This is a genomic window from Segatella copri (genome assembly GCF_019249795.2).
Lineage (GTDB): Bacteria > Bacteroidota > Bacteroidia > Bacteroidales > Bacteroidaceae > Prevotella > Prevotella copri_B.
Genome location: NZ_CP156891.1, coordinates 2,141,789 through 2,162,560, shown reverse-complemented (window position 1 = coordinate 2,162,560; position 20,772 = coordinate 2,141,789). Strand labels below are relative to the sequence as shown.

General features: G+C 47.6%; 15 protein-coding genes. 9 read left to right on the top strand and 6 right to left on the bottom strand.

All coding sequences use genetic code 11. The features are described from left to right. Window positions 1-8: 8 nt before the first annotated feature. Window positions 9-2,672 carry a DNA mismatch repair protein MutS gene (gene mutS / locus KUA48_RS09145; RefSeq protein WP_153088770.1) on the bottom strand — a complete coding sequence of 888 codons (2,664 nt, stop codon included), beginning with the start codon at window positions 2,670-2,672 and terminating at the stop codon, window positions 9-11. A 44-nt stretch (window positions 2,673-2,716) separates the two neighbouring features. Continuing rightward, on the bottom strand, window positions 2,717-3,856 hold the full coding sequence (locus KUA48_RS09140; protein WP_153080723.1) for an ATP-binding protein: 1,140 nt from the start codon (window positions 3,854-3,856) through the stop codon (window positions 2,717-2,719). Window positions 3,857-3,981: 125 nt separating this feature from the next. Between KUA48_RS09140 and KUA48_RS09135 the strand changes: the two genes are divergently transcribed. Next, window positions 3,982-5,844 (top strand): calcineurin-like phosphoesterase C-terminal domain-containing protein, encoded by a 1,863-nt coding sequence (locus KUA48_RS09135; RefSeq protein ID WP_218433282.1) that lies wholly within the window; start codon window positions 3,982-3,984, stop codon window positions 5,842-5,844. Between the two features lie 47 nt (window positions 5,845-5,891). On the opposite strand, the gene cysS is transcribed toward KUA48_RS09135, so the two are convergent. Then, window positions 5,892-7,382 (bottom strand): cysteine--tRNA ligase, encoded by a 1,491-nt coding sequence (gene cysS, locus KUA48_RS09130; RefSeq protein ID WP_006848890.1) that lies wholly within the window; start codon window positions 7,380-7,382, stop codon window positions 5,892-5,894. Window positions 7,383-7,733: 351 nt separating this feature from the next. Between cysS and KUA48_RS09125 the strand changes: the two genes are divergently transcribed. Then, entirely contained in the window at window positions 7,734-9,239 is a 1,506-nt protein-coding gene (locus KUA48_RS09125; RefSeq protein ID WP_118254474.1) for an acetyl-CoA hydrolase/transferase C-terminal domain-containing protein, read from the top strand. 653 nt (window positions 9,240-9,892) lie between these two features. On the opposite strand, the gene KUA48_RS09120 is transcribed toward KUA48_RS09125, so the two are convergent. The 3 genes from KUA48_RS09120 to KUA48_RS09110 are packed head-to-tail and all read right to left on the bottom strand — an operon-like array spanning window position 9,893 to window position 12,233. Beyond that, window positions 9,893-10,498, bottom strand: coding sequence for an RNA methyltransferase (locus KUA48_RS09120; RefSeq protein WP_153073417.1), 606 nt, complete (start codon window positions 10,496-10,498; stop codon window positions 9,893-9,895). A 38-nt stretch (window positions 10,499-10,536) separates the two neighbouring features. Further along, entirely contained in the window at window positions 10,537-10,968 is a 432-nt protein-coding gene (locus KUA48_RS09115) for a SufE family protein (protein WP_006848257.1), read from the bottom strand. Further along, on the bottom strand, window positions 10,968-12,233 hold the full coding sequence (locus KUA48_RS09110; protein WP_153073416.1) for a peptidase U32 family protein: 1,266 nt from the start codon (window positions 12,231-12,233) through the stop codon (window positions 10,968-10,970). The genes KUA48_RS09115 and KUA48_RS09110 overlap by 1 nt, the downstream gene beginning before the upstream one ends. A 226-nt stretch (window positions 12,234-12,459) precedes the next feature. Between KUA48_RS09110 and KUA48_RS09105 the strand changes: the two genes are divergently transcribed. The 7 genes from KUA48_RS09105 to KUA48_RS09075 all read left to right on the top strand — a co-directional run bounded on the left by KUA48_RS09105 (window position 12,460) and on the right by KUA48_RS09075 (window position 20,711). Then, window positions 12,460-13,191 carry a FimB/Mfa2 family fimbrial subunit gene (locus tag KUA48_RS09105; protein WP_218433283.1) on the top strand — a complete coding sequence of 244 codons (732 nt, stop codon included), beginning with the start codon at window positions 12,460-12,462 and terminating at the stop codon, window positions 13,189-13,191. A gap of 273 nt (window positions 13,192-13,464) precedes the next feature. Next, complete coding sequence (locus KUA48_RS09100) at window positions 13,465-14,562, top strand: C1 family peptidase (protein ID WP_218433284.1); 1,098 nt, start codon at window positions 13,465-13,467, stop codon at window positions 14,560-14,562. A gap of 833 nt (window positions 14,563-15,395) precedes the next feature. Next, entirely contained in the window at window positions 15,396-16,040 is a 645-nt protein-coding gene (locus tag KUA48_RS09095) for a hypothetical protein (protein WP_218433286.1), read from the top strand. A 2-nt stretch (window positions 16,041-16,042) separates the two neighbouring features. Then, a complete protein-coding gene (gene rpoN / locus KUA48_RS09090; protein ID WP_218433288.1) occupies window positions 16,043-17,566 on the top strand; it encodes an RNA polymerase factor sigma-54 in 1,524 nt (507 codons plus the stop codon). Window positions 17,567-17,648: 82 nt separating this feature from the next. Next, complete coding sequence (locus tag KUA48_RS09085; RefSeq protein WP_153073412.1) at window positions 17,649-18,257, top strand: phosphatase PAP2 family protein; 609 nt, start codon at window positions 17,649-17,651, stop codon at window positions 18,255-18,257. A gap of 25 nt (window positions 18,258-18,282) precedes the next feature. Further along, on the top strand, window positions 18,283-18,789 hold the full coding sequence (gene purE / locus KUA48_RS09080; RefSeq protein ID WP_153073411.1) for a 5-(carboxyamino)imidazole ribonucleotide mutase: 507 nt from the start codon (window positions 18,283-18,285) through the stop codon (window positions 18,787-18,789). 53 nt (window positions 18,790-18,842) lie between these two features. Continuing rightward, window positions 18,843-20,711 carry a 4-hydroxy-3-methylbut-2-en-1-yl diphosphate synthase gene (locus KUA48_RS09075; protein ID WP_153073410.1) on the top strand — a complete coding sequence of 623 codons (1,869 nt, stop codon included), beginning with the start codon at window positions 18,843-18,845 and terminating at the stop codon, window positions 20,709-20,711. Window positions 20,712-20,772 lie beyond the last annotated feature (61 nt).

The following is a 20,772-nucleotide window of genomic DNA, read 5'->3' as shown; positions in this document are numbered from 1 at the left end:
TTATATTTTTATCTTCCCAGCAGAATCTTCTTGATGTCATTGAGCTTGTTCAATGCCTCTACCGGAGTGAGATTGTTCACATCCAGCCCGAGTATTTCATCACGTATCTGCGTCAGTACAGGATCATCGAGCTGGAAGAAACTGAGCTGCACACCATCCTTAGGTTCATCGATGTGCTGTACGTTCGGTTTACCGGCACCACCTACCCCGGCATTGTCATCCTCCAACTGTTTGAGAATCACATTGGCACGGTTCACGATGCTGCGAGGCATACCGGCAATCTCTGCCACATGGATACCGAAAGAGTGCTCACTGCCTCCCGGTTCCAGTTTACGCAGGAAGATTACCTTTCCGTCCACCTCTCTCACACTCACATTGAAGTTCTTGATGCGAGGGAAGTTCTTCTCCATTTCGTTGAGCTCATGATAGTGGGTAGCAAAGAGCGTACGCGCCTGCGCCTTCTTATGTTCGTGCAGATATTCCACGATAGCCCAGGCAATGGAAATACCATCGTAGGTAGAAGTACCTCTTCCCAGCTCATCAAAGAGCACCAGCGAGCGCGGAGAAACGTTGTTCAGGATGTTTGCTGCCTCGGTCATCTCTACCATGAAGGTCGATTCGCCGAGCGATATATTGTCGCTTGCACCTACACGTGTAAAGATTTTATCCACCAATCCAACTCGGGCGCTCTCTGCGGGCACAAAACAGCCTACCTGTGCCAGCAGCACGATAAGGGCGGTCTGGCGCAGCAGAGCCGATTTACCAGCCATGTTAGGACCGGTAATCATCATGATCTGCTGTTTCTCGGTATCGAGCAGCACATCGTTAGGTACATAGCGTTCGCCCAGCGGCAGTTGGGTTTCAATCACCGGATGCCTGCCCTGCTTGATGTCAAGCACCTCAGAATCATCGACGATAGGGCGCACGTAGCGGTTCTCGTCAGATATCTTTGCAAATGACAAAAGACAGTCCATACGGGCGATGAGGTTGGCATTGATCTGTATCTGCGGAATATACTCCTGCATGGCAGCTATCAGTTCGTTGAAGAGCTGTGCTTCCAATACCAGAATCTTCTCATCAGCACCGAGAATCTTTTCCTCATATTCCTTCAGTTCCTGGGTGATATAACGCTCTGCCTGAGCCAGCGTCTGCTTGCGTATCCACTCCTCAGGCACCTTGTCCTTAAAGGTATTTCTCACCTCCAGATAGTATCCGAAAACATTATTGTAACCTACCTTCAGACTCGAAATTCCTGTCTTTTCTATCTCCCTTTCCTGTATCTTGAGCAGATAATCCTTGCCGTGGCGGCTGATGGCACGAAGGTCATCAAGTTCAGCATTGAATCCGTCGGCTATCACATCACCCTTATTGACCAGCTGTGGCGGATCGGGCTGTATTTCCCTGGCGATGCGGTCTTTCAGGGTCTCGCATACGTTCAGCTGCTCGCCTACCCGCTTCAGAGCCTCGTTCGTAGCATGCTGGCATGCCACCTTGATAGGTTTGATGGCTTCAAGTGCATTCTTCAGCTGAACCACTTCGCGAGGCGAAACTCTACCCACGGCTACTTTGGAAATGATACGCTCCAGGTCGCTGATGCGATGCAGCTGGTCATCGAGAAGCTGACGGAATTCCGGTTCCTTGAAGAAATATTCCACGATGTCGAGACGCTCGTTGATTGGTTTAACGTCCTTCAACGGGAAGACCAGCCAGCGTCTGAGCATACGTCCACCCATCGCCGTTACCGTACGGTCGATGACATTCAGGAGCGAAGAACCGTCTTCCTGCATAGGGGCAACCAGCTCCAGACTGCGGATGGTAAACCTGTCCATACGCACGAACTTATCTTCTTCGATACGTGAAAGGGCGGTGATATGATTAATCTGTGTATGCTGGGTAATCTCGAGATACTGCATGATGGCACCACTGGCTATCACGCCGTTCTTGAGATGCTCTACACCGAAACCTTTCAGAGATTTTGTCTTGAAATGTCCCAGGAGTTTCTGCAGGGCTGTCTGCTCGGTGAAAACCCAGTCATCCAGTTCGAAGGTACAGTATTTGCTGCCGAAATATTTCTCGAAGTCATTCTTTCGGGCGCGGTCGTAGAGCACCTCTTTCGGCATGAAGTTGCCCATCAGTTTTTCTACATAGTCGTAGGTTCCCTCGCCGGTAAGAAACTCTCCGGTCGAGATATCCAGAAAGCTCACACCGCAAGCGGTCTTGCCGAAGTGTACGGCTGCCAGGAAGTTGTTCTCCTTGTAGTTCAGTACGTTATCTCCCATCGCCACACCCGGTGTAACGAGTTCAGTAATACCTCGCTTCACCATCTTGTCCATCTGGCTCAGTCCCTTCTTACCTTTTATTTCGAGTCGTTTCTTCTTCGGGTCTTCCAGCTGGTCGCATACCGCTACGCGCTTACCCGCCCTGATGAGTTTAGGCAGATAGGTATCCAGAGCATGATGAGGGAATCCTGCCATCTCGGTCGTGCCCGTAGAACCGCCATTATTGCGTCGTGTCAGCGTAATGCCGAGTATACGGGATGCCTCCACCGCATCTTCGCAGTAAGTTTCGTAGAAGTCACCGCAACGGAAGAGCAGCAGCGCTTCGGGATGTTTCGATTTCATCTCGAAAAACTGTCTCATCATCGGTGTAAGACCTTTATTATCGTTTGCCATTATCTTTTTTCTCCTTATATTATTTCTTTTAATTTACATAGTTTCTATCTACAATACTCCTCCTTAAACCACAGCCGGTATATCGGGTCAACAAAGACAAAAGCATCGTTTTGCTTTTCGATAATATCTTTGTTCTGGAGCGTTTTCCTGTTCTTGACAATCGTATTCGGATTACCAAGATTATAGATTTGTTTCACGGCTTGCGAGGAGAAATGCTGTTCGCCATTGGCTATAGCCTTAAGCATCTCTATCTGAGTAGAACTGAGATTCTCCGTATCATTCTGAAACATCGGGGTATTGATGTTGAGTACCTGTTTCAATCCCAGATGATATATATCTTCCGTCACTTCCGAAACCGTGAAACTCCAGATAAAATAGCACAACTGCTGGAGATACCAGGAATGGCAGGCCACGGCATCACAGATCCGCTCTGCCATCTCTGCAGAGATTGACTTTCCTGTCTTCTCGAAAGATGACAGAATGAATGGAATCCAATGCTCCTTAGCTATCTTCTGCATGAAAATCACTTGTCCGAAGCGATAAAAAGGACTATTGGAATTGTTGAAGATATTGAGCATCATGTTTCGCTTGCTGCCGTAGAGGCAGTAAGAGGTAAGCTGCTGTTGCTGCCATACCGAGCGCATCTTTCCCTCCATATCCTTATACTCAGGAAGGTTAGCCAACTGCTGGAACTCGTCTATGCAGACGATAATCCTGATGCCCTTTTCCTTTGCCAGCAACTCAGGCAGTTGGAGAATCGTCATCTTATCACGCTCTTGTGGCACAAACTTCAGGTCAAAAGCCATGAAGTCGGTCACCTGGTCGCTTACTACAACCTGCGGTATCACGCCTGTCAGGAATTTCTTTGCATCCTCTATCCACCGTTCCATTTTAGAGGAAGCACAAGCTATAACCTGACTGGCAAAAGTGCGATAAAATTCAGATTCAGAGCCGATGCTGAAGGCATCGATATAACAGATTCTTACGTTATTATCCTCACCAGCCAATTCGCTCATCGCCCTTTTCACTAGCGATGATTTACCCCATCGGCGTGGTGAAATCAGCATCACGTTGATATGGGAGGACAGTAATTGCTTGAGCAAAGCCCTGTCTTCCTGTCTGTCGATAAAATTCTCATTGGTGGCTAATGTACCAAATTGAAATGGTGATAGATATTTTGCCATATTCCTAGTAATTTGGTACAAAGTTACGAAATATTACCCTAAGGTAAGTTACCCTAAGGTAATATTTAGAGTTTTTTAAATGAATATATGCTGCATTACCATAATAAAGCCGTACTTTTGTACTCATGAAAAAGAAACAATTATACATAGGGGTTCTGTCGGTTGCTTGCTGCGCGCTCGTAGCAATAGGCATCACCTTGCACCTGCTCTACCCCAAGAAACAGATACAGAACCTGGTGAAAAACCCACCGGTTCTCCATCTCAAGCCACAGCCTGCTGATACGCTGAAGAAGAAACCTGTGAAGAAGATGGATTTCAATATCTCCGGAACTTTAAGAGATAAGGAAGGAAAGGGAGTGGCTGGCGTCATCGTGAGCGATGGATTCAACTGTGTAAAAACCGATGCACAGGGCAGATATAAGATGAAGCGAGACAGCCTGGCAAAATTCATATACTATTCTGTTCCAGCCGATTGCGAGGTTCCTACCCATTCTAAGACCGATCGCACGGCTTTCTTCTACCAAAAGGTATCCAAGGGGAAGAAAACCTATAACTTCACCCTCACCCGACTGCCGGGCGGCAAGGAGATTCACTATAAGATGATTGTCATCGGCGACCCGCAGGTTACCAATGCCTACAGCCCTTATTATACTTCTCCGGATGATAATCCCATCAAGAAGAGTGATGTAGAAAGATTCACCACCCAAACCATGGCAGATATCAAACAGACCATCAGTTCGCTGCCTGCCGGAACACCGGTCTACGGGCTCAGCATGGGCGATGATGTACAGTATTATGGCGGTTACAACGCCAAACTGGAGCGTCAGATACGCCAGGCATTGGGCTCTTCAGAGATGCGCCTCTTCTCCGTCATCGGCAATCACGACCAGGATGGCAAAGCGCTCTACCGCAGGAAATGGGAGGAGAATTTCGGTCCTACCGATTTTTCCTTCAACCGTGGCGATGTGCATTATGTCTGCATCAACAACTGCTTCTTCCACCGCGGCATGTCTTATTATTCTCCTGGAGAATTACGTGAACGCCAGGTGCGCTGGCTGAAGCAGGATCTCGCCCTCACGCCAAAGGATATGAAGGTGGTACTCTGCTATCATATCCCGTTCACCTTCGGCAATGCGCCTTTCAGCAAGGCGAAGCCGCTGACCAATGCCCATGAGCAGGGGCATTATTCTTCTTCTCGTCTCTCGCTCCTGCTTTCTTTGCTGAAACAGTTTAAGGGCGGTTACGAACTCTTCTGCGGACATACTCATTTTGCCTGCAACCACGAGATTAATTATCAGGGCGAGGATGTAATGGAGCATTGTCATGCTGCCGCCTGTGGTAATATATGGCAGTCGAATATCAACATCTGCGGAACTCCAAATGGATATTATGTATACAGTTTTGTGGGTACCAGCATCAGCAACTGCTATTACAAGGGAACTTTCTGGGATAAGAGCAAGCAGATGACCTTGTTCCGTGCGCAGACCGATTTCAACGGCGAGAAATACTCTAGGGATTGGCAGTTGGCAAACAACAGGAATATCCTGGTAGCCAATGTCTTCAATGCTACCAGTCATTGGCGTGTGGTAGCCGTAGAGGATGGCAAAGAATATCTGATGGGGCGCCTCAGCGGAAAGGGGCAGGATGCCTTTGCCGCCGGCTATCATCATAAATATAGCGAGAGTGTATCCTATCGGTTCGTGAGCAAGGGCAACGGTTATCTCATCATGAACCACCTATATTATTATACTCCTAGGAATCCGAATGCCAAAATCATCATCAAGGCATCCGATCCATACGGAAATACCTATACGGCATCGAGCGATGAGGTAACGACAGAGCCTTTCGCCAACTTTGCCCATTATTACGAAAAAGAGTATAAGGAATATAAGAGTAAGAAAGATAAGATGTTGCGCGATTCTATATCTGGCAGACAGAAAGATTCACTTGCTGCAAGGAAGAAAAATCCTGCAGCAGTACAAAAATAAAAAGAGAGGGTGCGTCATAAGTTGATGATGCACCCTCTTTTTAAATATTATTTGTTCAGTTTCCAGGTAACACCATCTTTGGTGTCCTTTACCTCGAAACCGGCTTCAGCCAGGGCATCGCGAATCTGGTCGCTGGTAGCCCAGTCCTTATCAGCCTTAGCCTTGGCACGCAGGTTGAGAACCATATCCACTACCTTGCCATAAGCCTCTTCACGAGCATCATTGTTGGCTCCCTTCTCACTCTTCAGACCGAGCAGGTCGAAGGTGAAGAGATGCATGGTGTCTGAAAGCTCCTTCAGGTCTTCAGCAGAGATGTTTGCCTTGTGGTCGAGGGCTGTGTTGATTACGTGGCAAGCCTCGAAGAGATAGCTGATAACGAGCTGAGTCTGGAAGTCATCGTTCATCGCATCGTAGCAGCGCTGGCGCAACTCGCTTACAAACTTCTTCACCTGCTCATCGCTCTGCTTAGCCACAGGCACACGCTCCAGGTCGTTCAAACCATTCATCAGGCGCTCCAATCCCTTCTGGCTGGCCTTCAAGGCATCGTTAGAGAAGTCTACGGTGCTGCGATAGTGAGCAGAGAGGATGAAGAAACGGATGGTCATTGGCGAATAAGCCTGCTCCAGACTGTCGTGATTGCCAGTGAAGAACTGCTCCAGGGTAATGAAGTTACCCAAGCTCTTACCCATCTTCTGACCATTGATGGTAATCATATTGTTGTGCATCCAGTAATGAACCATCTGGTCGCCCTGAGAAGCCACAGCCTGAGCAATCTCGCACTCGTGGTGAGGGAAAATCAAATCCATGCCGCCACCGTGAATATCGAAGTGGCTGCCCAAGTACTTACGTCCCATCGCAGTACACTCGCAGTGCCAGCCTGGGAATCCATCGCTCCAAGGACTAGGCCAGCGCATGATATGCTCAGGTGAAGCCTTCTTCCAGAGAGCGAAGTCAGCCTGGTTCTTCTTCTCGCCGATACCAGCCAGCTCGCGGCTCTCGTTGATTACGTTCTCCAGGTTACGTCCGGAGAGGATACCGTACTTATGATCCTTGTTATACTTCTCGATGTCGAAGTAGATAGAGCCGTTACTCTCGTAGGCATAACCATTGTCTAGGATTTCCTGAACCAGTTTCTCCTGTTCAATGATATGGCCTGTGGCATGAGGCTCAATGCTAGGAGGGAGCACGTTCAGCGCCTCCATGGCATCGTGGTAGCGGTTGGTGTAGTACTGCGCAATTTCCATTGGCTCCAACTGCTCCAGGCGAGCCTTCTTCTCAATCTTGTCATCGCCTTCATCTGCATCGTGCTCCAGGTGGCCAACGTCGGTAATGTTTCTAACGTAGCGAACCTTATAGCCCAGGTGCTTGAGATAACGGAAGAGTATATCGAATGTGATGGCTGGTCGTGCATGACCGAGATGCGGATCGCCATACACGGTAGGGCCACAAACATACATGCCCACGTTAGGAGCGTGGAGCGGAGTGAATCTCTCTTTCGTACGTGTGAGAGTGTTATAGATCAATAATTTCTGTTCCATCTTGTATGAACCTTTATTTTATATTATTTATATTTTGAGTGCAAAGTTAACTCATTTTTCTGATATATCCGACAAATCATTCGCAAAATGTTATTAAAATCCTCGAAAATATCAATGGAACTGATTTTCCATGGTAAATTCTCTCTGTATGATGCTGCTATATTTTTGCATAAAGTAAGTAGTTTTTGTATATCTATTCACTATTTGTAAGTTTTTTGCCAATTATATGCATAAAATTATCAAATTATTAGCATATATCGAAAATAATGTGTAACTTTGCAGCCGCAAACAGTTATCAATTATCAAGAAGGCGGCTATAAGTTCCGCTAATGAGTATTAAGTTAGAAGAAAATGGCATATACAAGATTGAGTGCTGCCGAAGCGGCAGCGATGATTAACGATCAAGATACAATCGGATTGAGTGGTTTCACACCAAACGGCGTGCCTAAGGCAACCTTCCGCGAACTCTCCAAGAGAGCCGTGGCTGAGCACGAGGCGGGCAGACCTTTCCAGGTGGGCATCCTCACGGGTGCTTCTACCTCGCAAAGTATCGAAGGTGACATGGCAGCAGCCCATGCCATCAAGTTCCGTGCGCCATTTTCTACCAACAAGGACTTTAGAACTCATACAAACCTGGGCGAGATTGATTATGAGGATATGCACCTCGGCCACATGGCTGAGCGCCTGCGCCGTGGTTTCTATGGCGAAATAGACCTTGCCATCATCGAAGTTTCTGATTTGGAAGAAGGCGAAACTACCTGCAAGGCATTCCTTACCTCTGCCGGCGGCATCGTTCCTACCATCGTTAGATTGGCAAAGAAGGTGCTCATCGAGAAGAATACCTTCCACAGTCCAGCTTCCCGTTATCTTCACGATGTATATGAGATAGCAGAATGCCCATTCCGCACACCTATCCCAATCTTGAATGTGGGCGATAGAATAGGTAAAGAGTATGTGGAGATTGATGCCCGCAAGATTGTGGGTGTGGTAGAATGCAACATTCCGGAGGAGGCGCGTGCCTTCAAACCGCTCGACCCTGTGACCGAACAGATGGGACATAATGTGGCTGATTTTCTGGTCAGTGACCTGAAGAAGGGACATATTCCTCCTCAGTTCCTGCCTTTGCAGAGCGGAGTGGGCGTAACTTCCAATGCTGTATTGGAGGCATTGGGACAGAACCCTAACGTGCCGGTATTCAGCGTTTATACCGAGGTGGTTCAGGATGCCGTGGTAAAATACATGCGCGAGGGAAGAATCAAGGATGCTTCCTGCTCTTCGCTCACCGTAACAAACGATACATTGAAAGAGGTGTATGATGATATTGATTACTTCAAGAAGCATCTCACCATCCGCCAGAGCGAGATTTCAAACTCTCCTGAGGTCATCCGCCGTCTGGGTGTCATCGCCATGAACACCGCCATCGAGTGCGATATCTACGGCAATGAGAACTCCAGCCATATCTGCGGCAGCAAGCTGATGAATGGTATTGGCGGTTCCTGCGATTACGAGCGCAATGGTTACATCTCTATCTTCACCACGCAGAGTACCACCAAGAACGGTTGCATCTCTGCCATTGTTCCGATGTGCAGTCACGTAGACAGTACCGAGCACGATGTGGATGTCATCGTTACCGAACAGGGAGTTGCCGATCTCCGTGGCAAAGGCCCATTGCGCCGTGCCAAAGAGATTATCGAAAACTGTGCCCATCCGGATTACCGCCCTATACTCCGCGAATACTTGAAGTTTGCCGAGAAGGGCCACGAGCCACAGAGCATGCGTGCTGCCCTCGCCATGCACGATACCTTCCTGAAGAAGGGTGACATGAGATTGACTGATTTCGGAGAATATCTGAAATAATAAGAAACAATACACATTTTCTAGGCGTAAGGCATACGCCTAGAAAGTTTTTTTCTCTTTTTATCCATCACGTTTTCCATTTTCAAAACCGCAACTATTTGATAATGAAGCATTTGCCTGTTTAACACAGCGTGATAGATTGACGAAATGTTTACAATATCCATCACACTATTTAAACGCCTGTATATTAGCACATTAAGAGGCTTAGAGATACAAATCGTGATGGATGATAGATGATTACATAAAACTTATTCACGAATACGGCTGCATCGGGTTACGAATATGACTGCGTAGGCTAACGGAGACGTATCTGTAAGCTTATCGAGACGTCTGCATCAGCTAACAGAGACGTCTGAACTCGCTGATTGAACTACTTGAGTTGCTTGATTGAACCACTTGAGTTAGCAGACTGAACCACTTGAGTATTCTTCTTCATGTGCTTGCATGCAACCATAAAACTTTTTCAGCAACTTTTCCCGGAAGTATGGAAGAAGGCAGAGTTGAAGGCAAATATGAGGCCAACACAGAAACAGCACAACGCTTGCTGGCGATGTGACTTTCTGCCGAACAGGTAGCCAAAGCTACCCAGCTACCTTTGGAAATCATTAAGAATCTGAGCAATTCAAAAAACACAAGTTTGGCATGAACTCAACTTATAGTTTCAGGAGTTTGGCAAATTCCCAGACTACAATACCGGCGGTTACACTGACATTCAGGGAATGCTTGGTGCCGAACTGAGGAATCTCCAGACAGCCATCGCTCATATCCACGATGTTTTGCTTGACTCCCTTCACCTCATTACCGAAGATGACGGCGTAGCCTTTGGGAAGTGAAGAGTGAAGAGTGAAGAGTGAAGAATTCTCTTGCTTTACAGATTCGATTTCCTGATTGAAAAGCTTGTCATGAGCCTCAGGCAGGTTCTGGAGCTTGGTTGAGCCTTCTACCTGCTCGATGCTATATACAAAGTAGCCTTTCTGCTTCAACTTCTCTACCGCCTCTTCGGTAGTCTTGAAGTATTCCCAATCCACGCTGTCTTCGCCACCCAATGCCGTTTTATGAATCTCGGCATTGGGAGGGGTGGCGGTGATTCCGCAGAGATACACCGCCTCTACACGGAAGGCATCGCAGGAACGGAAAACACTTCCTACATTATATAATGAACGCACATCATCCAGGACCACTATCAGGGGCAGTTTCTCGGCTTCCTTGAATTCCTCCAGGGTGAGGCGGTTCATCTCTATCGTTCTTAATTTGCGCATTATAATATACCTTTTATATATAATATAATCAGAGGCGGTTAAGCCTCTGCCTCTTTGGTCTTGTAGGCAAGGGCGTACATGCGAATCTGCTTGATCATCGCCAGAAGACCATTGCTGCGGGTTGGACTCAAATGGTCTTTCAGACCAATTTTCTCTACGAAATAGAGGTCGGCATCCATAATCTCGGTTGGGGTATGACCGCTCAACACACGGATGAGGAGGGCGATGATACCCTTTACGATGAGCGCATCGCTATCGGCAGTGAATACGAGCTTGCCATCTACATAATCGCATTGCAACCATACGCGGCTCTGACAGCCGTCGATAAGGTTCTGCTCGTTCTTGTATTTCTCATCGAGAGGAGCCAACTCGTTGCCCAAGTCAATGAGCATCTGATACTTATCCATCCAGTCGGTAAAATCCTGGAACTCCTCTACTACTTCATCCTGCAATTCATTAATTGTTGCCATTATTTTATTTCTTTAATTTCGTTTACTGTAATCAACTTATAGAGCTTGTCGTTAGGGCGTACCTTATCTGGTACAGGGATGGAAACTCTCCAGCCCTGCTGCGCTGTTTCTACCGGTTTCAGGTCGTAGCGGATTTCATCGGCATGGAGATACATCACACCGGTGGTGTTACCCGTAATCAGCAGTTTCTCGCCCTTGTCGAAGGTAGATGCCTCTACGGCTACTTCTGCCACACCCAACTTAGAGAAATATTTCATCACCTTGCCCACGAGCACCTTCTTCTCAGTAGCTACGGAACCGTAATGCTTATTCCATTCACCGAGAGTCTGCCCCTGGTAATAACCATCCCAGAAACCACGGTTGAAGACGGTGGCGAGTTTCTCATCCCACTCATCCTTCTTCTCCTCGGTAAAGGTTCCGTCGAGCACGGCAGCTATCGCCTCCTTATAACATTTCACTACGGTATATACGTATTCAGGACCACGGGCACGGCCTTCAATCTTGAAGACGCGCACACCGGCATCCATCATGCGGTCGATGAAGCGGATGGTCTTCAGGTCCTTCGGACTCATCACATACTTGTTGTCGATTTCAAGCTGGTTGCCAGTTTCGTTATCTGTAACAGTATAGCTGCGGCGGCAGATCTGCACACACTCGCCACGGTTGGCAGAGCGGTTGGCATTAGCGAGACTCATGTAGCACTTGCCCGATACAGCCATGCACAGAGCACCATGACAGAACATTTCGATGCGGATCTGCTTGCCCATAGGTCCACAGATGTTCTGCTGTTCTATCTGCCCATGGATGTGCTTCACCTGGTCCATATTCAATTCACGTGCCAGTACGGAAACATCAGCAAAGCGTGCATAAAATTTCAAAGCCTCTGTGTTTGAGATATTTAACTGTGTAGATAAGTGAACCTCCTCGCCCACTTCATTGCAATAGCTCATTACAGCCACATCGCTGGCGATGACAGCAGAGATGCCTGCCTCCTTGGCAGCATCGATGATTTCCTTCATCGTTGGGATGTCGTTATCGTAGATGACAGTATTGACGGTGAGATAGGTCTTGATACCATGCTCGTTGCAGGTAGCAGCAATCTCACGCAAATCATCGATAGTAAAATGGTTGGCTGAATGGGATCGCATGTTCAACTTGCCGATACCAAAGTATACGGAGTCGGCGCCAGCCTGTATGGCAGCAGCCAGTGACTCGCGTGAGCCCACTGGTGCCATCACTTCAAATTCGTTTATCTTTGTATTCATGAATGCAATTTTCTAATTTCAGGTGCAAAGTTACACCAAAATGAAGACAAAACACAGAAAAATGGAGAAAAAATGACAGAAATTCGATTATATTGACAAATCAATCACGATTATTTGTCTATATTTGCCTATAAATAAGAATATATCCCTAGGATATACTTCTTTTTATATGAATCCAATCCAGTTTTACAGCTGGTATTATTAATTAAAATTAAAATGAAAGCGTATGAAGAAAGCTTTTACCTCAGGAATGATTCTGTTCCTGGCAATGACCACAATGGTTAGTTGCACACAAGAAAACGTGATGTTTGAAACAACACCACAAGTCAAGAACCAAGAAGTAAGATTCTGCTTCTTCGAAAGTTCCATTGTGCCTATCGGGCAGGATGAAGAGAGCAATCTTGCCAGAACGAGAGCAGACGGGAGCAAGCAATCGCTCAAGGATGCAAAACTCTACACAGATCTGCAAGTATGTCTCATTCCGAAAGGAGATGAAACTACTGCCGGCTATACCGTAAGACAGGAAAACTGGGATGACAAATTCGGAAACGTCAGCCTGCAGGTGCCGGCAGGAGAATACACGCTCGTTGCCGTAGCAGCAAAAACTGATTTGCAGAAGGAAGAACGAATCGAAGTAAAATCAAGGTATGAAATGACCTTTGCCAACAATATCGTACGCGATATGGCGTATACCCTGCAGGAAATCAAGGTGGAATCGGGCAGCAAAGCCGTAACACAGAGTGTTTCGCTGAAACGTGCCGTCAGCTGTTTTGAACTGCAAGCTACCGACATCATGCCTCTGACTACCAAGACTCAGGAAATCACGATAAGCGGAAGCTGCGGCACGGTGTTCAATCCTTCTACCGGATTCTGCAAAGAAAAGGCTACCATCACCCGAAACTTTTCTTTAGTAGCCAAAGCACACCAGGAAAGAAGCATTCACTCTACACCCTTCTGACCGACAAAGATGTAACCGACATCCATATAACAGCTACGGCAAAAGACAAGGAAGAAAAGGTTATCAAGACCGTCAGCTTTGACAACGTACACCTGGTTATCGGAAAGAAGACTACCTATACTGGTCCGATTTTTACCTACCCTAACAATATGTCGTTCACTGTCAACCAGCCGGAGATTCCTGCATCAGGCTATGACAAGGAATTTTAATAACCCATGGCGTTTTAAGAAAGATTAATGCCACAGATTAAAATCTTTTTTGTATTTTTGCGGCATGGAAAGAAAGAACATTATAACCATAGGACTCGCTCTGCTTGTATTCGCCGGTTGCGGATACAGACAGCAGCGAGCCGGTATCTCAGAGACAGGTGGAGGCGAGGATTATCTTCCGGAGCATATCCACCTGATCAGTACTACGCCCGTCAAGGACCAGGGCAACAGCGAACTCTGCTGGGCATACGGCATGCTTGCCACCATCGAAAGCGAGCACATCATGAAGGGGGATTCCGTGAATCTCTCCATCGCCTACATAGCCCGCATGATGCTGGAAGAACAGGCACTGGAATATTACTTTGCACAGGGAAAGAAGAACATCAGCCTGCGCGGTACTGCCCCGATGCTGATACATTATATAGATAAGTATGGTGCACAACCTTACGACAGCTATGAAGATCCGAAGCACGTGAACTACAAGGTGCTCTGCCGCAAGGTGCAGAAACTGTGCGATGGCGCCATCTCGCAGAAAGCGGGCATCAGCCAGCTCAAAGAGGAACTGAACGACCTGTTTGACGCAGAAATAGGCTACATGCCTGCCAAGGCCGTACACATGCTGGGTGCCGAATATACCCCTCAAGAGTTTGCCCACAGCGTATGCTATCCCGAGGAGTATGTATCGCTCACCAGTTTCTCGCATCATCCTTACAGAGAATACTTTGCGCTCGAGATTCCCGATAACCGGATGCACGATGCCTATCTGAACCTTCCGCTCGACGAGCTGATGCTCCACATCAGGAAGGCGGTAGAAAAAGGACACCCGGTATGCTGGGAAGGTGACATCAGCGAACCTGGCTTCAAGGAACCAAGGAAGAACTGTGTAGACATACAGCCGATGGAACGCCCCGTGACCCAGGCATCGCGACAGAAGGAGTTTGAACAGCTTCGCACCACCGATGATCATGTAATGGAAATCATAGGTACCTTCATGAAAGGCAAGCAGAGATTCTACGTCTGCCGCAATTCATGGGGCAAGAACTGGGGCAACAAGGGACTCATCTACCTATCGGAAGACTATCTGCGCCTCAAGACCATCGCCGTATCCATGAGCGAAGAGGCATATATAATAAGGTATAAGCTTAACTATAATCAGGTATAAGCTCCCAAACAGGCTTCAGACATAAGAAATGTGTTAAAATGGTTGACATACATCAAATAGCTGTTAAATAGCACGTGTGTGCGCACACACATAGTTGATTTATATCAAAAAAGAGGCTTTTTTATGTGATTTTCTCTTAAAACATTTGGTGGGTTCGGAAAATCGTCGTACCTTTGCATCGTCAATAAGACAAAAAGGTTATTAGGTTTTTAGGTTAAGATTGTTAGTTGTTTTAGGTTATTAGTTAGTTTAAAGGTAAATTTAAGATTGTTTATTCAGAGAAACGGTATTAGTTAAGGTAAAGAAAAGATTGTTTATTCAAGGACGACAAAAAGTTTAGGTTATTAGGTTTTTAGGTTTAAGATTGTTAGTTGTTTTTTTATTAGGTTTTAGTTTAAAGGTAAATTTAAAGATTGTTTATTCAAGGATTAACAGGATAATTTCAACAGGTGAGTTGAAGGTAAAAAGATCCAAATGTATGGGATAACCAAAGATGACGCCTGAGCAGAATTGCTGCTTCGGGCTCCGTAATGGAAAGGGTAACAAAAAGCCCTTGAGTTATGAGAAATTTGGGAATATCGTATTAAAAGAGCGCAATTTCGAAATCATTCGAAGTTGCGCTCTTTATTTTATCCCCTAGGTAAAGGAGCTAGGACATATGTATTACTACATAAAAACTTTGCCTAAGACTATAGCCATAACACCTTAAAGTACTTAACTCATTTACTCCTAGACTGGAGAAAGTTCAGTTTGAGAAAAAATAACCGCCAAATTATTTTGTTTTACCAACGAAAAGTCGTAATTTTGCAGAAGATATATAAAGATAGGAAATTATGGCAAGACATCCTCTTTGGAACGAAGAATACTGGCTCCTGCTGTTGCAGCTGTACCAGAAGAAGCCCATGGGCGTGAAACCTCTCTATTCGAAAGGGATGGTCGACTTGAGCCTGGAACTGCATATTCCACCTGAGTTTCTGCACGAACAGATGTTCAAACTCAGAATGGTGACTCCGAGAATCAAGCGACTATGGGAGAAGTATGCCGATAAGCCACAGAAACTGAAGCGCGATATACAGCGCATCAGGCAGATGAACGGCTGCGGAAACGCCATACAGTTCTTCGAGGGAGTGGAAGTGAAGGAAACATTCGAGAAAAACTGGGAACCACTGGAAAGTGAACCATCGCTCACCCCCGTGAAACTCATCATCATCCTCGATCTCTACTTCCAGCTTACACCAATCACCATGGTGCCGGAAACACCGGAAATCATCGACCTGGGAAAACTCATCAGGACATCACCGAAGGTCATTGCCGAGGCGATGGGCGTATTCATGTACTGCGACCCCTATCTCAACCGCGAAGATATGCTGATACACCCGCTGCTAGAAGCATGCAACGACATCTGGCACCAATACGGAAACGGAAATCCAGACAAGCTTTACCAGCTTGCCAACGAACTAAAAGAATACTTTAAGTAATTATGGCTCAAAAACTCATACAGACACAGGCACAGAAGTTACAGCAACTTCAAAGACTTTCAGCCCAGCAAATGCTGCAGGTGAAACTGTTGGAAATGCCGCTCACGGAACTGGAAGACAGTATCAATGCAGAACTAGACGATAATCCCGCTCTGGAAAGCGAGAACCCAGACGACATGCTCAACGAGAATGTCGCCAATGATGATTCGCCCGCAGATGATGAGTACGACAACAGCAGCAATGAGGATGCCTACGAGGCAGAATCTGAAAAAGAAGAAAGAAAAGACGAACTGGACCAGGCACTGGAAAGCATCGGAAAAGACGACCAGATGCCTGACTACAATACAGACAGATACAACAACCAGGACAGCGCTGACTACGAAGAAATGGTTTACGGCGACACCACCTCTTTCTATGATAAGCTGAAGGAACAGATGGACATGCAGCCGCTCAGCGACAAGGAGAAGGAAGTAATGGAATATCTCATAGGTTCACTGGATGACGACGGACTGCTCCGCAAGGACCTGGACAGCATCTGCGATGAACTCGCTATCTATCACAACATCGATGTTACGGAAAAAGACATCGAGCACGTGCTCCACATTCTACAGACCTTCGACCCAGCCGGTGTAGGAGGAAGAAGTCTGCAGGAATGCCTCCTGCTGCAGGTTAAGAGACTGCCAAGAGGTGTGCTCCGCAAGACAATGGAAGAGGTGTTTACCGACTATTTTGACGAGTTTACCAAGAAACATTGGGACAAGATCAAGGCAGGACTGGAACTGAACGATACACAGGTAGAAACCCTGCAGGCAGAAATCAGAAAGCTGAACCCGAAACCGGGCGCATCGATGGGCGAAACAGAGGGAAGAAACATGCAGCAGATTACCCCCGACTTCATCATCGACACCAATGATGACGGAACGATTACATTCTCGCTGAACCGTGGCAACATTCCGCAACTGACGGTTTCGCCATCATTCACCGACATGATTGACACCTACAGGAAGCATAAAGACAAGATGAGCCGGAGCGACAAGGAAGCCCTGCTCTACGCCAAGGAAAAGGTGGACAAGGCACAGGGATTCATCGAAGCCATCAAGCAGAGAAGACATACCCTCACCGTCACCATGAAGGCAATTATCGACATACAGCGGCAGTTCTTCCTGGATGGAGACGAGGCTGACCTGAAACCGATGATCCTGAAGGATGTAGCAGAACGCACGGGACTGGACATCAGTACCATCTCGAGAGTGAGCAACGTGAAGTATGCCCAGACTAAATGGGGCACCTTCCCGCTGAAGTTCTTCTTCACAGACAGCTACACCACTGAAGACGGCGAAGAGATGTCTACCCGCAAAATCAAGATTGCCCTGCACGACATCATCGAGAAAGAAGACAAGAAAAAGCCGATCAGCGATGATGCACTCGCCAAACTGCTGAAGGAGAAGGGATTCCCTATCGCACGACGTACGGTGGCAAAATATAGGGAGCAACTGGGCATACCGGTGGCACGACTCAGGAAATAAGATAGTGGTATGAGTCAGGAAGAAACCGGGGCCCACCACAAAATATTTGAGAGATAAAAAGAATATATACGTTATTAGTGTTATGAAAGAGAAGAATATCATATTGACAGCACGCATCATGAGCATGATCTTCACGCCCTTCTATCTGCCGATGGTAGGACTGATTGCTCTGTTCATCTTCAGTTATATGTCGCTGTTACCGATAGGATACAAACTGGTGATGCTGGGCATGGTCTACCTCCTGACCGTCGTAGCTCCATCGCTACTCATCCACCTCTACCGCATGGTTCAAGGCTGGACCTCGCGTGAGCTGGGCAAGAAGGAGCGCCGTATTGTGCCTTACATCCTCTCTATCGTATGTTACTTCGGCTGTTTTTTCTGGATGGAATACCGCAATACGCCTCGCGTCATCAGCATCATCGTAGTGGTAGCGCTGGCGATACAGATGATTTGCGCCTTCATCAATGTATGGTGGAAGATCAGCACCCATACGGCAGCCATCGGAGGTGTGGCAGGAGCTCTGGTGTCTTATTCTGTAGCCTTCAATTTCAATCCGCTGTGGTGGCTCTGCCTTGTGCTGATGATGGCAGGCGCAGTAGGAAGTGCCCGCATGATACTCCGACAACATACGCTGTCACAGGTAGTTACAGGATTTCTGATAGGAACCACCTGTGCTATATTGGTAATATAAAGTTTATAATAAAATATAAGAAGAAATGAAACCATTAGTAAGCATTATTATGGGCAGTACAAGCGATCTGCCTGTTATGGAAAAAGCATGTAAGTGGCTGAACGACAACCAGATTCCTTTCGAGGTTAATGCCCTTTCTGCTCACCGCACTCCAGATGCAGTAGAGTCATTCGCCAAGGGAGCCAAGGAGCGTGGCGTGAAGGTTATCATCGCCGCTGCCGGTATGGCTGCCGCCCTTCCTGGTGTTATCGCAGCATCTACTCCTCTGCCAGTAATCGGCGTGCCTATCAAGGGTATGCTCGATGGTCTTGATGCCATGCTCAGCATCATCCAGATGCCTCCTGGCATTCCTGTAGCTACTGTTGGTGTGAATGCGGCTCAGAACGCTGCCATCCTCGCTGCTGAAATGATTGCCCTTGCCGATGAGGAAGTGGCTCAGAAGGTAGAGGCTTGGAAGGCGGGGCTCGGTGCCAAGATCCAGAAGGCCAACAAGGACCTGGCTGAGGTGAAATACGACTTCAAGTGTAATTAATCTAATATTGTGATATGCCCCATTCTTTTGGGGCATATCTTATCTTATATATTATGGTAGATTTATTCAATTATACCCGCCGTGCCTCTTCTGTGGCACATATCGGAGCCCTCGGCCTGGGTGGCGATAATCCTATCCGCATCCAGTCGATGACCACCACCAACACCAATGATACCGAGGCTTGCGTACAACAGGCTGAGGAGATTATCAAGGCTGGTGGCGAACTGGTGCGCTTCACCACTCAGGGTTCCCGCGAGGCAGAGAACATGAAAAACATCAATGCCGGCATCCGTGCCGACGGCTATCGGACTCCGCTCGTAGCCGATGTTCACTTCAATCCTAACGTTGCCGACGTGGCTGCTCTCTATTGTGAGAAAGTGCGCGTCAATCCTGGCAACTACGTGGATCCTGCCCGCAAGTTCATCAAGCAGGAATATACCGACGAGGAGTATGCCCACGAACTTCAGAAGATTGAGGTTCGCTTCGTACCTTTCCTCAACATCTGCAAGGAGCATCATACTGCCATCCGCATCGGTGTGAATCATGGTTCACTCTCCGACCGCATCCGTAACCGCTACGGCGATACGCCAGAGGGCATCGTAGAGAGCTGTCTCGAGTTTCTGCGCATCTGCAAGAAGGAGAATTTCCACGATGTGGTTATCAGCATCAAGTCATCCAATACCGTTGTGATGGTTCGCTCCATGCGCCTCCTAGTTGAAGAAATGGAGAAGGAAGGCATGAACTACCCACTCCACCTCGGCGTAACCGAAGCTGGCGAAGGCGAAGATGGCAGAATCAAGAGTGCCGTAGGTATCGGTGCTCTCCTGGCTGATGGCATCGGCGATACCGTTCGTGTAAGCCTGAGCGAGGAACCGGCTGCAGAGATTCCTGTGGCACGCCATCTGGTAGATTACATCGGCAAGAAGAAGGGGCATCTGATGATTCCTGCCACAGCTTGTCCTTCATTCGACTGGCTGCGCCCTACCCGCCGCGAAACCGTGGCTGTAGGCAATATCGGCGGCAGCAACGTTCCGGTGGTTATCAGCAACCGAATCAACGGCGAGAGCACCGCTTGTGAGAACAAGGATGCTACTCCAGACTATATCTACATCGGTGGCAAGATGCCTAAGCAGTTTGTGGCTGGCCAGAGCTACATCGTAGATTACAATGTTTACGAGACGCTGAACAGCAAGCCAGAGACTACTGGTGCCAAGCTCTACCCTATCTTCCCTGCCATGGCAATGCCGCTCATCGCCAGCATCAAGGCAGACGTCAAGTTCCTCACCCTGCAGTTTGGAACTCCTGCCGATGAGTATATCGCTTGCCTGAAGGCTCATCCTGAGGTGGTGGTTATCTGCGTAAGCAATCATCAGAACCGTCTGGGCGACCAGCGTGCATTGGTTCACGAGATGATGAATGCCGGCTTGAAGAACCCTGTGATCTTTGCCGAGATGTACCAGCACAGCAAGGAGGAGAAGAGCGCCTTCCAGCTGGAGGCTGCTGCTGATATGGGAGCCTTGATGATTGATGGTCTTACCGATGGTATCTGGCTGATGAACAATGGAGACATCCCTGCCCTGACAATAGATGAAACCGCTTTCGGAATACTTCAGGCAGCCCGTCTGCGCACCAGCAAGACCGAGTATATCAGTTGTCCGGGATGCGGCAGAACCCTCTACGATCTTCGTGAAACCATCGCCAAAATCAAGGAGGCAACCAAGCATCTCAAGGGTCTGAAGATAGGTATCATGGGCTGTATCGTGAATGGTCCAGGCGAAATGGCGGATGCCGATTACGGCTATGTAGGTGCCGGTCCTAACCGAGTAAGCCTCTACCGCAAGCAGGTTTGCGTAGAAAAGAATATTCCGCAGGAGGTGGCAGTAGAGCATCTACTCGCCCTCATCGACTCGGACAAGCAATAATTATTTAGGCACGGATTACACAGATTACACGACTCTTTATTAGAGATTATGATATGGTTTA

Excerpts from the sequence above, each read along its gene's own strand:
- cysS (WP_006848890.1), bottom strand. The coding sequence starts at position 7,382 with ATGGAACAGAAATTATTGATCTATAACACTCTCACACGTACGAAAGAG.
- mutS (WP_153088770.1), bottom strand. The coding sequence starts at position 2,672 with ATGGCAAACGATAATAAAGGTCTTACACCGATGATGAGACAGTTTTTC.
- KUA48_RS09105 (WP_218433283.1), top strand. The coding sequence starts at position 12,460 with ATGAAGAAAGCTTTTACCTCAGGAATGATTCTGTTCCTGGCAATGACC.
- KUA48_RS09100 (WP_218433284.1), top strand. The coding sequence starts at position 13,465 with ATGGAAAGAAAGAACATTATAACCATAGGACTCGCTCTGCTTGTATTC.
- KUA48_RS09075 (WP_153073410.1), top strand. The coding sequence starts at position 18,843 with ATGGTAGATTTATTCAATTATACCCGCCGTGCCTCTTCTGTGGCACAT.
- KUA48_RS09135 (WP_218433282.1), top strand. The coding sequence starts at position 3,982 with ATGAAAAAGAAACAATTATACATAGGGGTTCTGTCGGTTGCTTGCTGC.
- KUA48_RS09110 (WP_153073416.1), bottom strand. The coding sequence starts at position 12,233 with ATGAATACAAAGATAAACGAATTTGAAGTGATGGCACCAGTGGGCTCA.
- KUA48_RS09120 (WP_153073417.1), bottom strand. The coding sequence starts at position 10,498 with ATGCGCAAATTAAGAACGATAGAGATGAACCGCCTCACCCTGGAGGAA.
- rpoN (WP_218433288.1), top strand. The coding sequence starts at position 16,043 with ATGGCTCAAAAACTCATACAGACACAGGCACAGAAGTTACAGCAACTT.
- KUA48_RS09115 (WP_006848257.1), bottom strand. The coding sequence starts at position 10,968 with ATGGCAACAATTAATGAATTGCAGGATGAAGTAGTAGAGGAGTTCCAG.
- KUA48_RS09085 (WP_153073412.1), top strand. The coding sequence starts at position 17,649 with ATGAAAGAGAAGAATATCATATTGACAGCACGCATCATGAGCATGATC.
- KUA48_RS09140 (WP_153080723.1), bottom strand. The coding sequence starts at position 3,856 with ATGGCAAAATATCTATCACCATTTCAATTTGGTACATTAGCCACCAAT.
- KUA48_RS09125 (WP_118254474.1), top strand. The coding sequence starts at position 7,734 with ATGGCATATACAAGATTGAGTGCTGCCGAAGCGGCAGCGATGATTAAC.
- purE (WP_153073411.1), top strand. The coding sequence starts at position 18,283 with ATGAAACCATTAGTAAGCATTATTATGGGCAGTACAAGCGATCTGCCT.
- KUA48_RS09095 (WP_218433286.1), top strand. The coding sequence starts at position 15,396 with ATGGCAAGACATCCTCTTTGGAACGAAGAATACTGGCTCCTGCTGTTG.